The organism is Amycolatopsis sp. MJM2582 (genome assembly GCF_000754115.1).
GTDB classification, from domain to species: Bacteria; Actinomycetota; Actinomycetes; order Mycobacteriales; family Pseudonocardiaceae; genus Amycolatopsis; species Amycolatopsis japonica.
Genome location: NZ_JPLW01000009.1, coordinates 162,387 through 174,575 on the forward strand (window position 1 = coordinate 162,387; position 12,189 = coordinate 174,575).

The 12,189-nt window shown below is 69.0% G+C and carries 12 protein-coding genes; 6 read left to right on the forward strand and 6 right to left on the reverse strand.

Annotated elements, in window-relative coordinates; translation table 11 throughout:
* Positions 1 to 43 precede the first annotated feature (43 nt).
* Positions 44 to 982 (reverse strand): prolyl aminopeptidase, encoded by a 939-nt coding sequence (gene pip, locus ED92_RS39490; protein WP_037347751.1) that lies wholly within the window; start codon positions 980 to 982, stop codon positions 44 to 46.
* A 135-nt stretch (positions 983 to 1,117) separates the two neighbouring features.
* Here pip and ED92_RS39495 point away from each other — a divergent pair, with 135 nt between their 5' ends.
* Positions 1,118 to 2,215, forward strand: a complete 1,098-nt coding sequence (locus tag ED92_RS39495; protein WP_037347754.1) for a glutamate--cysteine ligase — start codon at positions 1,118 to 1,120, stop codon at positions 2,213 to 2,215.
* Positions 2,216 to 2,226: 11 nt separating this feature from the next.
* Here the strand turns inward: ED92_RS39495 and ED92_RS39500 are convergent, their stop codons facing one another.
* Positions 2,227 to 2,832 (reverse strand): DNA-binding response regulator, encoded by a 606-nt coding sequence (locus ED92_RS39500; RefSeq protein ID WP_037347878.1) that lies wholly within the window; start codon positions 2,830 to 2,832, stop codon positions 2,227 to 2,229.
* Between the two features lie 457 nt (positions 2,833 to 3,289).
* Between ED92_RS39500 and ED92_RS39505 the strand changes: the two genes are divergently transcribed.
* The gene (locus ED92_RS39505) at positions 3,290 to 3,988 is read left to right on the forward strand and encodes an AraC family transcriptional regulator (RefSeq protein ID WP_016332248.1); all 699 of its coding nucleotides are present in this window, start codon (positions 3,290 to 3,292) and stop codon (positions 3,986 to 3,988) included.
* Positions 3,989 to 4,067: 79 nt separating this feature from the next.
* Here the strand turns inward: ED92_RS39505 and ED92_RS39510 are convergent, their stop codons facing one another.
* Positions 4,068 to 5,063: a DUF1702 family protein gene (locus ED92_RS39510; RefSeq protein ID WP_037347756.1), complete on the reverse strand. Its 996-nt coding sequence runs from the start codon at positions 5,061 to 5,063 to the stop codon at positions 4,068 to 4,070.
* Positions 5,064 to 5,485: 422 nt separating this feature from the next.
* On the opposite strand from ED92_RS39510, the gene ED92_RS39515 reads away from it, so the two are divergent.
* From ED92_RS39515 to ED92_RS39525, 3 genes are all read left to right on the forward strand, one after another.
* A complete protein-coding gene (locus ED92_RS39515; RefSeq protein WP_037347757.1) occupies positions 5,486 to 6,091 on the forward strand; it encodes a DNA-binding response regulator in 606 nt (201 codons plus the stop codon).
* Positions 6,092 to 6,257: 166 nt separating this feature from the next.
* A complete protein-coding gene (locus tag ED92_RS39520; RefSeq protein ID WP_037347761.1) occupies positions 6,258 to 7,037 on the forward strand; it encodes an AfsR/SARP family transcriptional regulator in 780 nt (259 codons plus the stop codon).
* 48 nt (positions 7,038 to 7,085) lie between these two features.
* Positions 7,086 to 7,772 carry a helix-turn-helix domain-containing protein gene (locus ED92_RS39525; RefSeq protein WP_037347762.1) on the forward strand — a complete coding sequence of 229 codons (687 nt, stop codon included), beginning with the start codon at positions 7,086 to 7,088 and terminating at the stop codon, positions 7,770 to 7,772.
* A 38-nt stretch (positions 7,773 to 7,810) separates the two neighbouring features.
* Here ED92_RS39525 and ED92_RS39530 read toward each other — a convergent pair whose 3' ends face one another.
* A complete protein-coding gene (locus ED92_RS39530; protein WP_005154159.1) occupies positions 7,811 to 8,431 on the reverse strand; it encodes an L-threonylcarbamoyladenylate synthase in 621 nt (206 codons plus the stop codon).
* Between the two features lie 326 nt (positions 8,432 to 8,757).
* Between ED92_RS39530 and ED92_RS39535 the strand changes: the two genes are divergently transcribed.
* A complete protein-coding gene (locus ED92_RS39535) occupies positions 8,758 to 11,079 on the forward strand; it encodes a sensor histidine kinase (RefSeq protein ID WP_081976076.1) in 2,322 nt (773 codons plus the stop codon).
* On the opposite strand, the gene ED92_RS39540 is transcribed toward ED92_RS39535, so the two are convergent.
* Positions 11,076 to 11,684 carry a DNA-binding response regulator gene (locus tag ED92_RS39540; RefSeq protein WP_081976077.1) on the reverse strand — a complete coding sequence of 203 codons (609 nt, stop codon included), beginning with the start codon at positions 11,682 to 11,684 and terminating at the stop codon, positions 11,076 to 11,078. The genes ED92_RS39535 and ED92_RS39540 overlap by 4 nt on opposite strands.
* Before the next feature lie 243 nt (positions 11,685 to 11,927).
* On the reverse strand, positions 11,928 to 12,119 hold the full coding sequence (locus ED92_RS39545) for a hypothetical protein (RefSeq protein ID WP_037347770.1): 192 nt from the start codon (positions 12,117 to 12,119) through the stop codon (positions 11,928 to 11,930).
* Between the last annotated feature and the right edge of the window lie 70 nt (positions 12,120 to 12,189).

The window sequence follows — 12,189 nt, forward strand, 5'->3', positions numbered from 1 at the left end:
GGAGGGATGGGGTGGCCGCAGTTAGTCGACTAATTGCGGCCACCTAAGAACCAGCGAACCGGTCCAGCGCTGCGAGCTTCCAGGCCCGCTTCACGTCACTCGAACGGTGTCCTGAATCGTCGTCGATCAGCAACTCCGCGCCGGGCCAGGCGCGGGCGAGTTCCCAGGCCGTGTCCACCGGGCAGCTCAGGTCCCGGCGTCCGTGGATCAGCACGCCGGGAATGTCCCGCAGCAGGCCCGCGTCGCGGATCAGCGCGCCGGGTTCGAGCCAGCCGGCGTGGGAGTAGTAGTGCGTGACGATGCGCGCGAACGCGAGTTCCCATTCACCGATCGGTCCATTATGGACGGTCGCACCGGGTTCCAGTGACAGCACCGTATCCTCCCAGCGGCACCAGGAACGGGCGGCCTCGATCCGGACCCGCGGGTCGGGATCTTCCATGAGCCGTGAGTAGGCGGCGACCAGATCACCGGAGAGATCACCGCGGAATCGGGCCCATTCCTCGGGAAAGAACCGGCGGGCGCCGTGATACAGCCAGTTGATCTCGGACGGACGTGTCGTGCTGATGGCGCTGACGACGATCTCGGTGACCCGCTCCGGGAATCGTTCGGCGTAGGCGAGCGCGAGTGTCGTGCCCCAGGAACCTCCGGTGACGAGCCAGCGTTCGATCCCCAGGTGTTCGCGCAGACGTTCCATGTCGGTGACGAGGTGGTCCGTCGTGTTGTGCCGCATGTCGGTCGCCGGGTCGCTCGCGTGCGGGGTGCTGCGCCCGCAGCCGCGCTGATCGAACAGCACCGCGCGGTAACGGGCCGGGTCGAACATCCGCCGCATGCCCGGCGTACAGCCCTGCCCGGGCCCGCCGTGCAGCATGACCGCGGGCTTCCCGGCGGGGTTCCCGCAGGTTTCCCAATAGAGGACATTGCCGTCACCTACATCGAGCAGTCCCTTGTCGTAGGGCTCGGCCGGCGGGTACAGATCGATCATGAACCGAGACTAGACCGTCAGTGAGGCCACGAAACACTTTCGCCGCAACGAAGTTCAGCACACCGGCCCTTTCCTCACCGCGCGGAAAGGGGCAGATTCAGAACTTCACCGGCGAAAACCCACGAACGGGGAACCATGGCCGTCGACGGCATGAACTACACCCTCGGGGTGGAAGAAGAGTTCGTCCTGCTCGACCCGATGGACGGCTCGGTCGCGTTGCGCGCGCCCGAGCTTCTCGAAAGCCTCGCCCCCGGGCCGGACGTCACCGGTGAGCTGATGCGGTTCCAGATCGAGACCGCGACGGGTGTCTGCCGCGGCCTGGACGAGGTGCGCTCGGAACTGACGCGGCTGCGGCACCTCGTCGCGACGGCCGCGGAGGCCGAAGGCTGCCTGATGGTGGCGGCGGGGATCCCGCCCGGTGACCTGCGGGGAGACACGCTCACGCCCGAGCCGCGGTACCGGCGGATGGCGCAGGCGTTCCCGGAACTGATCGGCGAGGCCGGGACGTGCGCCTGTCATGTGCACGTCGGTCTGCCGTCACGGGATCTCGGCGCCCGCGTCCTCGCCGGGCTGCGGCCGTGGCTCGCCCCGTTGCTCGCCCTCAGCGCCAACTCCCCGGTGCAGAACGGCGCCGATTCCGGCTGGTCGAGCAAGCGGTTCCCGATCTGGGACCGCTGGCCGACGGCGAAACCGCCCGACGAGTGGACCGGCGCGGCCGCGTACGACCGGAGCATCCGGGAGGCCTTGCGTCGCGGCGCCGCCCTCGACGCGGCGGGCGTGTACTTCTACGCGCGTCTTTCCCCGCGGCATCCCACGGTCGAGGTGCGGATCGCCGACGTCTGCCTGGCCGTCGACGACGCGGTGCTCCTCGCGGCCCTGGTGCGCGGGCTCGTCGTGACCTGCGCCGGGACGGCGAGACCGCCGCGGGTCCGCGGTGCCCGGATCGACGCCGCCTTGACGGCTGCCGCGCGTCGCGGTCTCGACGGGCCGGGTATCGACGTCTTCACCGGCCGAGAGGCCGATCAGCGCGAGTTGCTCGGCGAACTCGTCGAGTTCATCCGGCCGGCGCTCGTGGCCGCGGGCGACGCGGACGACGTCGACCGGGGGCTGGACTCACTGTTCGAACACGGGACCGGCGCGGCCCGGCAACGCCGGTTGTTCGCGGAAGCGGCTTCTCCGGGCGAGTTCGCCGCGGATCTCGCCCACGCGACGATGAACGTCCCGGCCCGGTAGTCGAGCAGGCGTCAGAGCCAGCCGGACTCGCGGGCGATCCGCACGGCGTCGACCCGGTTGCGGGCGCTGAGCTTGGAAACGATCGTCGTCAGGTAGTTCCGCACGGTACCGGCGGACAGGAACAACTCTGCGGCGATCTCGGTCGGGTCGGAGCCGACCGACGCCAGCCGGAGCACCTCGATCTCGCGGGCGGTGAGCGGGCATTCCTCGCTGTCCCAGGCGGCGAGCGCCAGGTCGCCGTCGACGACGCGCCGTCCGGCGGCGACCCCGCGGACCGCGTTGGCGAGCCGGTCGGCGGGCGCGTCCTTGCGCAGGAAACCGTTGACCTTCGCGGCCAGTGCCCGCCGCAGGGTGCCGGGGCTGCCGAGCGAGGTGAGGATCAGGGTGCGCACGGCGGGCAGCTGCTCGTGCAGTTCGGCGGCGGCGGTGAGGCCGTCCTTGCCCGGCAGGTCGATGTCGATCAGCGCGATGTCGGGGCGCGCGGACTGGGCGAGTGGGAGGATCTCGTCGCCACTGGCGCATTCGGCGACGACTTCGATGTCGGGTTCCAAACCGAGCAGCGCGACCAGGGCCCCCCGGACAATGTGCATGTCCTCGGCCACCAGGACCTTGATCATCGACCCCATCTGCCTTTCGCCTGCGTCTCGCCCCACGAGCCGACGATACTATCCTCACACACTCGTTCCGCGAAATGGAAACCGGCCCTTGACCGCCGCGGGGGACGCGGTCAAGGGCCGGTTCTGTGTTGCCGCGGGAATACGTTCTTCGGACCGCGCCAACACGGCCGGGGAGGTTCCGGCGTGAATGCGCTACCAGGAATTCTGCGGCCACCGGCCACCGGGATCCAGTGCGCGCACCACCGGCGGGGCATGGTTTTCGCATGCTCGCCCACCCCGTGAAATTTTCACGCCGGCGCACACATGAATCCATATCCGGCGGTGAATCAAGCACTTCAGGAGAAGCCGTGGCGAACACTACTGTCGGAAACCGCAAAGCATGCCAGAAATCCTCGAGCGAAAGGACGGCACAATGGATGAGACTGTCCGGCGAGCCGTGGAGCGAGCCATTGGGGCCATGAACGAGAAACTGGGCGAAGAGCTCACTATCGACGACATCGCCCGCGCCGCGACCTTCAGCAAATTCCATTTCACCAGGGTGTTCCAGCAGGCCACCGGGGTCTCGCCCGGCCGGTTCCTGTCCGCGCTGCGGCTCGACGAGGCCAAGCGCCTGCTGCTGACCACCTCGATCACGGTCGCCGACATCAGCCACCGCGTGGGCTACAACAGCGTCGGCACCTTCAGCACGCGGTTCAGCAGCCGCGTCGGCCTGTCCCCGTCCGCGTACCGGCGGCAGGGCGGCTTCCAGCGCCGCCTGGCCGGCGAGCCCCGTCCCGGCCCGAAGCGGGCGATCGTCCGCGGTTTCGTGTCGGCGCCGCCGGAGATCTCGCCCGGCCTCGTCTTCGTCGGTCTCTTCCCGACGCGGATCCCCGAGGGCGCGCCCGTGCGCTACACGGTCATCGACGCCCCCGGCCCCTATCAGCTGACCGAGGTCCCGGAAGGCGACTGGCACCTCGTCGCGCACTGTGTGACCGGCCCGCTCACGCGCCGCGGCACCGGGTACACCGGGCACCACGGTCCGATCACCGTCGAGCCGGGTGTCACCGCGCGGCTCGCGGACCTGCGGATGCGCCCCAAACGCCTGTTCGACCCGCCGGTCCTGCTGGCGCTGCCCGACCTGCGGCACCGGCCGGAGCCGTTCCAGCGCGCGGCCTGATCCTCACCCCGGATGTCAGGAAAGGGGCGTTCAGGACGGAAAACGTCTTGAACGCCCCTTTCCTGACATCTGCGGACCCTCAGGCGGACAGCCGGCCCGCCGCAGGGGCCAGCCCCTCCCGGATGTTCCGCCGCCACAGCTCGTAGGCGGGCGTCCCGTCCGCGGCGTCCTCGGTGACCTCGGTCGAGTCGGCCAGCTCGACGGCCTCCTCGATGCTCAGCCCGGCGAGCGCACGGGCGGCGCGGCGGGTGTGCGGCGGGACGAACGAGGAGAACGTCCTCGCCTTCACCGCGAAGACGACGCCGAGCCCGAGCTGGTCCTGGTGCTCCCCCGCCGCCTCGCGGAGCCTCACCAGCCCGGCCCGGTCACAGCCGCCCGCGAAGGTCGAGGCCAGCCCGACCCCGCTCCACAGGTCCGGACGGCGGCCGGCCGGGAAGCGGTCCACCGCCGCGGCGACCTTCACCGGATCCCCGCCGTTGATGAACCACAGCGCCCGCCCGATGCCCTGGTCGCAGGCGCGCGGGAAGTACTCGGGGGCGCCCGCCCACGGGTACGGCTGGGGGACGAACTGCTCGTCGACCCACTTGCGGGTGTCGAAGTAGGCGCGGTCGAAGGCGTACCCGTCGACGGCCAGCCAGCTCATCGTCGGATGGAACGGCACGCCGTCCAGATCCGGCAGCACCTTCTTCCACAGCGGCCGGGGCAGCCGGGCCATCGCGAACCCGATGCCGATGTAGGTCAGGAACACGTGCGGGAGTCCGGGGCCGCTCATCAGTTCGGCCGTGCGGTCCTTCCGGCCGCCGGGCATGACGTCGAGGATGGTGAACGCCATCGCCGCGCCTTCGTAGGCGAACCCGCGCATCTCCGGCTCGACCATGTCCAGCCGCCGTTCGGCCTCCCACAGCGCGGGGGCGTCGATCCCCCACTCGAAGCCGCACACCACCGCCTGCGGGATCGACTCCAGCCGCGCGGTCGACGGCGTCCTCGGCACTCCGAAGCCTCGCCCCTCGAAGCCGACCGAAGCCAGCGAAGGCGCGAACATGACCTTGCGCAGGGCACCCAGCAATGAGCTCATCATACGTCCTTTGTGGATAGTGGCGGCTTCGCGCGAACCGGCTCGTGCCGAGGAGACCATGCCGCGATCGACGTCCGATCGAGGTCGGCGCCGGTACCGCCGAACAGTCCATCGCCACCTTCGGAAAGGCGGGAATTCACCCGTTCGCCGGACTGATTCACCGGAATGGAACGTACTCGGCGAAGAAAGAAAACCACTCGAGGTGGCAATTTTACCTTCTTCTGACCTGACGGTCGGTAATCGATCGCTCGCAGTTTCAGCACCCTCGAAGCCGGAGCATCGTCGCAGCTCACCGGCACATTGATCATGGCGGGCAGGTCGCGAGGAAAAGCGCAACCTTGGATCGTGCGATTCCGATTCACTCTTCCGGGTTTGCTATGTACACTGAGAGTTAGCGCGTTTCTGGGGAAGAGGAGGTCGGAGTGATCCGAGTCCTATTGGCCGAGGATATGCACATGGTCCGTGGCGCCTTGGTCGCCCTGCTGAACCTCGAACAGGACATCGAGGTCGTCGCCGAGGTCTGCTCCGGCGACAAGATCCTCCCGATGGCCGCGGAGTATCTCCCGGACGTCGCGATCATCGACATCGATCTACCGGCCAAGGACGGGCTCGCGGCCGCTTCCGAGCTCTGCCAGCAACTTCCGAGCGTGCGCACGCTGATCCTCACCTCGCTCGGCCGTCCGGGCACCGTGCGCCGCGCGCTCGACGCGAAGGTCAACGGCTTCCTGCTCAAGGACGCGCCGGCCGACAAACTCGCCAACGCCGTCCGTTCGGTCGCCATCGGCCGCCGGGTGATCGACAGCGAACTCGCGTTGTCCGCCTGGGAAACGGAAGACTGCCCGCTGACACCGCGGGAAGCTGAGATCCTCCGGCTCGCCGCGAACGGGCGCACGGTCGCCGACATCGCGGCGGAGCTGTTCCTGTCGCCGGGGACCGTGCGGAACTATCTCGCCACCGTGGTCACGAAACTCAACGCCCGCAACAGGGTGGACGCCATCCGTATCGCCACCGATTCCGACTGGCTCTGATCCGTTCGGCGTCTTCTCTTTTGCCACAACCGGTTCATCGCGCCAGGTCGTGACGATCGCATACCGCGCAACGAAGAAATCACGGCCAGCCGGGTGTTTCCGGCACTGTTCCGAAGGTTCCGCCTCTGTCACCGTCATCGAGGGGGACTCCGCCGGAGGGGCAGGGATGCACGCGATGACCATCGGACCGGGTGACACGGCCAGGGTACTGGGGCCGGTCGAGCTGCACATCGGCGGCGCCGACCGCGCGCCGAGCACGCCGAAACTCCTGCAACTGCTCGCGATGCTGCTCATCCGTCCCGGAAAGACGGTCCACGTCGACTCCCTCGTCCACGAACTGTGGAACGACGCGCCCCCGCGCAGTGTCCGCCGGACCCTGCACACCTACGTCCACCACCTCCGCCGTCACCTCGACCCCGGCGGCAGCGGCGGCCTGCTGGTCACCAGCTCGCCCGGCTACCGGCTCGAGATCGACGCGGGCGTGGTCGACGTGTCGGAGTTCCAGCGGCTCCACCGGCTCGGCCGCGACCTCTTGGCCGCGGGCGACAACGCGGCGGCCGCGCACGCGTTCCGTACCGCGCTGGACCTGTGGTCCGGTCCCCCGCTGGCGAACATCCACTGTGGACCGACCTTGGCCGCCTACACCGTCTATCTGCTGGAGCATCGGCGCAACGCCCGCGACCTGTGGATCGAGGCCGAGATCCGGGCGGGCAGGCACCGGGAGATGCTCGGCGTGCTGCGCTCGCTGACCACCGCCGACCCGTTCGACGAAACCCTGCACGGCCACCTGATCCGCGCGCTGGGGCTCAGCGGACGGCGCAGCGACGCGCTGGCGTCCTACGAGTGGCTGCGATCCAGGCTCGAGGACGAACTGGGGGTGACACCCTGCGCCGAACTGCGAGAGCTGCATCGCGAACTGCTGTCCGAGGGACATCCGGTCCGCTGAACGAGCACCACCCGCCACCACCAGATCAAGGAAACTGAGGAGTCAAGCATGACCGCTCGCACCTATGGCCAGTTCTGCGGCCTCGCCCGCGCGCTCGAGATCATCGGGGAACGCTGGTCCCTGCTCGTGATCCGCGACCTCGTGCTCGGGCCGAAACGTTTCGACGAGCTCCAGCACGGCCTGCCGAAGATCCCGACGAGCATCCTGTCGACCCGGCTCAACGAACTCGAACGGCACGGGGTCGTGCAGCGCCGGGTGCTCTCGCAGCTCGACGCCGGGGTGGTCTACGAGCTGACCGAATACGGCAACGACCTCGACCAGATCCTGCTGCAGCTGGGCCTGTGGGGCGCCCGGTCGCTCACCGACCCGGCCGCCGACGACCTGTTCACCCTCGACGCGGCCATCCTGTCGCTGTACACGACGTTCCAGCCCGACGCGGCCCGTGGCATCGACTGCGCGTTCGAACTCCACTACGGCGATCAGATGATCGTGCACGCGGTGATCGAGGACGGCGCCATGACGGCCGGGGAGGGCCCGCACCCGAACCCCGACCTCGTCATCGAGCCGCGCGGCCCGGTCGTGCTGAAGCTGCTGAACGGCGAGATGGCCGCCGCGAGCGCGCTCACCTGCGGCGCCGTGGCCATCAAGGGCGAGCCGGCGATGCTGGAGCTGTTCACGCGGCTGTTCCACATCCCCTCGGCGCCGTCGAAGGCCGAAGGGCTCGTCACGCACTGAACCGCGGGCGCGTGGGACCGGGACGCCGGTCCCACGCGTCATTCGAAGCGCGAGGTGTCGCCCGCGCCCCGGCGCACGATCTCCGGCTCGCCCGACGAGAAATCGATGACCGTGGTGGGCTCGACCCCGCAGTCGCCGGAATCGATCACCGCGTCCACCACGTGCTCCAGATGTTCCTTGATGTCCCAGCCCTGGGTCATCGGCTCCTCCTGGTCGGGCAGCAGCAACGTGCTCGAAAGCAGCGGCTCGCCGAGTTCGCCGAGCAGGGCCTGGGTGACCACGTGGTCCGGGATGCGCACGCCGACCGTCTTCTTCTTGGCGTGCAGCAGACGGCGCGGAACCTCCTTGGTGGCCGGGAGGATGAACGTGTAACTGCCCGGTGTGGACGCCTTGACCGCGCGGAAGACCGCGTTGTCCACGTGCACGAACTGGCCCAGCTGGGCGAAGTCCTGGCACACCAGGGTGAAATGGTGGCGGTCGTCGAGTTTGCGGATGCTCCGGATGCGGTCGATGCCCTGTTTGTTCCCCAGCTGGCAGCCGAGGGCGAAACAGGAGTCCGTCGGATACGCGATGAGTCCGTCCTCGCGCAGGATGTCGACGACCTGTCCGATCGCGCGTCGTTGCGGATTCTCCGGGTGTACGTCGAAATACCTGGCCATGCGCAGAGCTTAGGGCCACCGGTGCCCGCCCGCCCCGCGTGGCGTACAAAGTGGAACCCACGTCTTCCATCGTGGCGAGTTCCGCGATCCCCGGTGTGGTCCGAACGTCCCACACCCGCGCGGGTGACCACGGGGATTTTCCCTGTCCCGGGACGGAAAACGCCTCCTTGATCATCCTCCCCGCGGCCGCGGAAGCGGGAACCGGGGTAACGAAGATGGGTTAGGATCCGAATCACACCGCGATGGAGGTCGTGCGACGGCCTCGGCCGTCGCAAGGGGGCAGCACGACAAGGATCAGTACGTCTTCTGTTACCACAGGGGTGCCCGTGCCGGAACAGCTCGCCGTGACCGCCGAACCTCTGGGTACCGCCGGGGTCGACCGGCGCCCGCGGCGGGCACTGTTCCTCGCCGGGCTGATCATCACCGTCGTCTTCGTCAACTCCTGCCTGTTCGGGCTCCTCGCGGTCCTGTTCCGGCCGGGGGTGGACTTCTGGCAGGGCCTGCTGGCCGTGCTGTACGTCGGGCCCGTGCTGGCGATCCAGCTGCTGTACTTCAGCCGTCCCGCGGTCCGGCTCGACACGAAGCTCGCGAAGGCCATGCTGGGGGTGCAGGCGTGCCTGGCGTTCCTGCCGACCTTGCACTTCGACGCCGCGCTGAGCTCGCTGACCACCCTCGCGGCGGGCAGCGCGCTGCTGCTGTTCCGGCCGCGGACGGGCTGGACGGTGTTCACCGTGTTCATGGCGGGCACGATCTGGATCCTGTGGACCTACGACGAGACCTGGCTCGGCGCGGTGTTCGACAGCGTCACCGCGGTCTTCTACGCCCTGGTCGTGTACCTGCTGACCTGGCTCGCGCGGCTGGTCACCGAACTGCACCAGGCCAGGACCGAGCTGGCGAGACGGGCCGTGGCCGAACAGCGGCTGGCCTTCGCCAGGGACCTGCACGACCTGCTCGGCCTCAGCCTGTCCGCGATCGCGCTCAAGGGCGAACTGGTGCACCGCCTGCTGCGGAAGTCGCTGGCCAGGGCCCGTGAGGAGCTCGCCGAGATCACCGGGATCGCCCAGCGGACGCTGTCCGACGTGCGGTCGGTGGCCAGGGGCTACCGGGAGCTGTCGCTCGACAAGGAGTCACGGACCGCGGTGTCTCTGCTCTCGGCGTCGAACGTCGCGGTGCGGGTCGACCTCGAGCAGGTCGAACTCCCGGTGAAGCTGCGCACCCTGCTGGCGAAGGTGCTCCGCGAGGGTGTCACGAACGTGCTCCGCTACACCGGCGTCGAGCACTGCGAGATCACCGTGCGCGAGCACGGCGGCCGGGTGGCGCTGGAGATCGTCCACGACGGGACGGCGCATGAGGACGTCCCCGAGGAGACGGCCGAGAGCCTGCGCGAGGTGACCGAGGAGGTCGCCGGGCACGGCGGGAAGCTGAGCGCGGGTCCCGACGCGGCGGGCCGGTGGCGGCTGCACGCCGAACTCCCGGTGCCCGAACAGGCCGAGCCCACCGAGACGGCGCTGGCCGAGGGGTCCGGGCACTGGTCCCGGATCGACGCCAGGAACGTCCAATGGACGATGACGGTGGTCTTCATCGTCTTCAGCCTCTCCGCGATGGCCCGCGCGTTCATGCTGACCGACGACGGCTGGTCCCTCGCGCTCATCGCCGGCTACCTCACCGCGCTGACCACGCTGCAGCTGTCCTACTTCGCCCGCCCGAACGTCCGGCTGCGCTCGCGGCAGAGCTACGCGCTGCTGTTCGTGCAGGCGTGCCTGATCTTCCTGCCGCTCATCCCGCTCGGGAGCGCGTGGGTGAGCCTGCCGAGCCTGTTCGCCGGCACCGCGTTGCTGGTGCTGCCGCCGCTGGCCGGGTGGACGGCGTTCGCCGTGACCGCCGCCGGGGTGGTGCTGATCCGGATCTCCTACGGCACCGACTTCCTCGGCGGCTTCTACACCTTCGCGTCCATCCTGAACACCGGGCTGATGGTGTTCGGTCTGATCTGGCTGATCCGGCTGGTGACCGAACTGGGCGAGACCAGGAAACGCCTCGCCGAGGTCGCGGTCGCGGAGGAGCGGCTGCGGTTCGCCCGCGACCTGCACGACCTGCTGGGAATGAGCCTGTCGGCGATCGCGCTGAAGAGCGAGCTGACCAGCCGGATCATGGACATCGACACCGATCGCGCCTCCGACGAACTGCTGGAGATCCTCGGGCTGACCCGGCAGGCGCTGAGCGACGTCCGGTCGGTGGCGAGCGGCTACCGCGAACTGTCGCTGGATCAGGAGTCGCGGTCGGCGCAGGCGGTCCTGGTGGCCGCCGACGTCCAGGTGCGGCTGGAGATCGAGCACGAGGATCTGCCGACGACGGTGCGCACCGTTCTGGCCGTGGTGCTGCGCGAAGGCGTGACGAACGTGTTGCGGCACAGCAAGGTCGAACGCTGCGAGATCGCCGTGCGGCGGACGGGCGACGGCGTCGCGCTCGACATCGTCAACGACGGCGTGGTGAACGGACGGCCGCCGAAGCCGGAGCAGCCGGTGCGGGTGGAGGCCCCGGGCAGCGGCATCACGAACATGTCCGACCGCGTCGCCGGGCTGGGCGGGGAGCTGACCGCCGGGGTGGAGCCCGACGGGCGGTTCCGGCTGCGTGCCGTGGTGCCCGTTTAGATCCAGCCGGATTCCTTGGCGATGCGGATCGCGTCGACCCGGTTGCGCGCGTTGAGCTTCGACACGATCGTGGTCAGGTAGTTGCGGACGGTTCCGGTGGAGAGAAAGGCTTTCGCCGCCACCTCCAGGGTGTCGCGGCCTTCGGCGGTCAGCCGCAGGACATCGATCTCCCGCGGGGTCAGCGGGCATTCCACGGTGTCCCAGGCGGCGAGGGCCAGATCGCCGTCGACCATCCGCCGTCCGGCGGCCACCCCGCGCACGGCGTTGGCGAGTTTCTCCGCGGGGGCGTCCTTCAGCAGGAAGCCGCTCACTTTGGCCGCCAGCGCCCGGCGGAGCGTGCCGGGCCTGCCCAGACTGGTCAGGATCAGGGTCCGGACCTCGGGGAGCTGCTCGTGGAGTTCGGTGGCCGCGGTGAGCCCGTCCTTGCCGGGGAGGTCGATGTCGATGATCGCGACCTGGGTGCGGGAAACCCGTGCGGCGGGAAGGATCTCGTCACCCGACGCCACTTCGGAAACCACTTCGATATCCGGTTCCAGCCGTAGGAGCGCCACGAGCGCCCCTCTGACGATGTGCATGTCTTCGGCCACGAGAACCCTGATCACCATGGCGCCGTCCCCTCACGCACACCCCCATGGCCCCAACATAAACACGCCCGCACGGAACGCGTTCCACCGTTCGGGTGGTGAGTCGACCAGGCCCAGCGCGGGGGCGGTGAGGCGAAAGAGTCACCCCTCGACGGAATCCGCAGTCGGTCGGCTACTTTCCGTCGACGTGGCGGCAGGTGGCCCGCACACGAAACCGGCCGCCACTCGCCTTCGGGGTGCGAGTGACGGCCGGAGGGGTGCTTCTCAGCTCGCTTCGGCCAGCGGCGGGGCGGTGCAACAGGCGCCGGTGAAACAGCTGAATGCTTCACCGCGGTGCTGGTTGGTCCAATGGTCGAAGCGGTCGATCACGAGCTCGACCTGGTCCCCGGCGAACCCGGTGTCGATCCCCCGGACGGCGAAGAGCGAGCGGACGTTGTCGGTCGCGGTGTTCATCATCGATGGCTCCCAGGCTGTTCGGTGGTGTTCCTTCGATGAGGAAATCGTGCTGCTCAGGGTGGGTACGCGG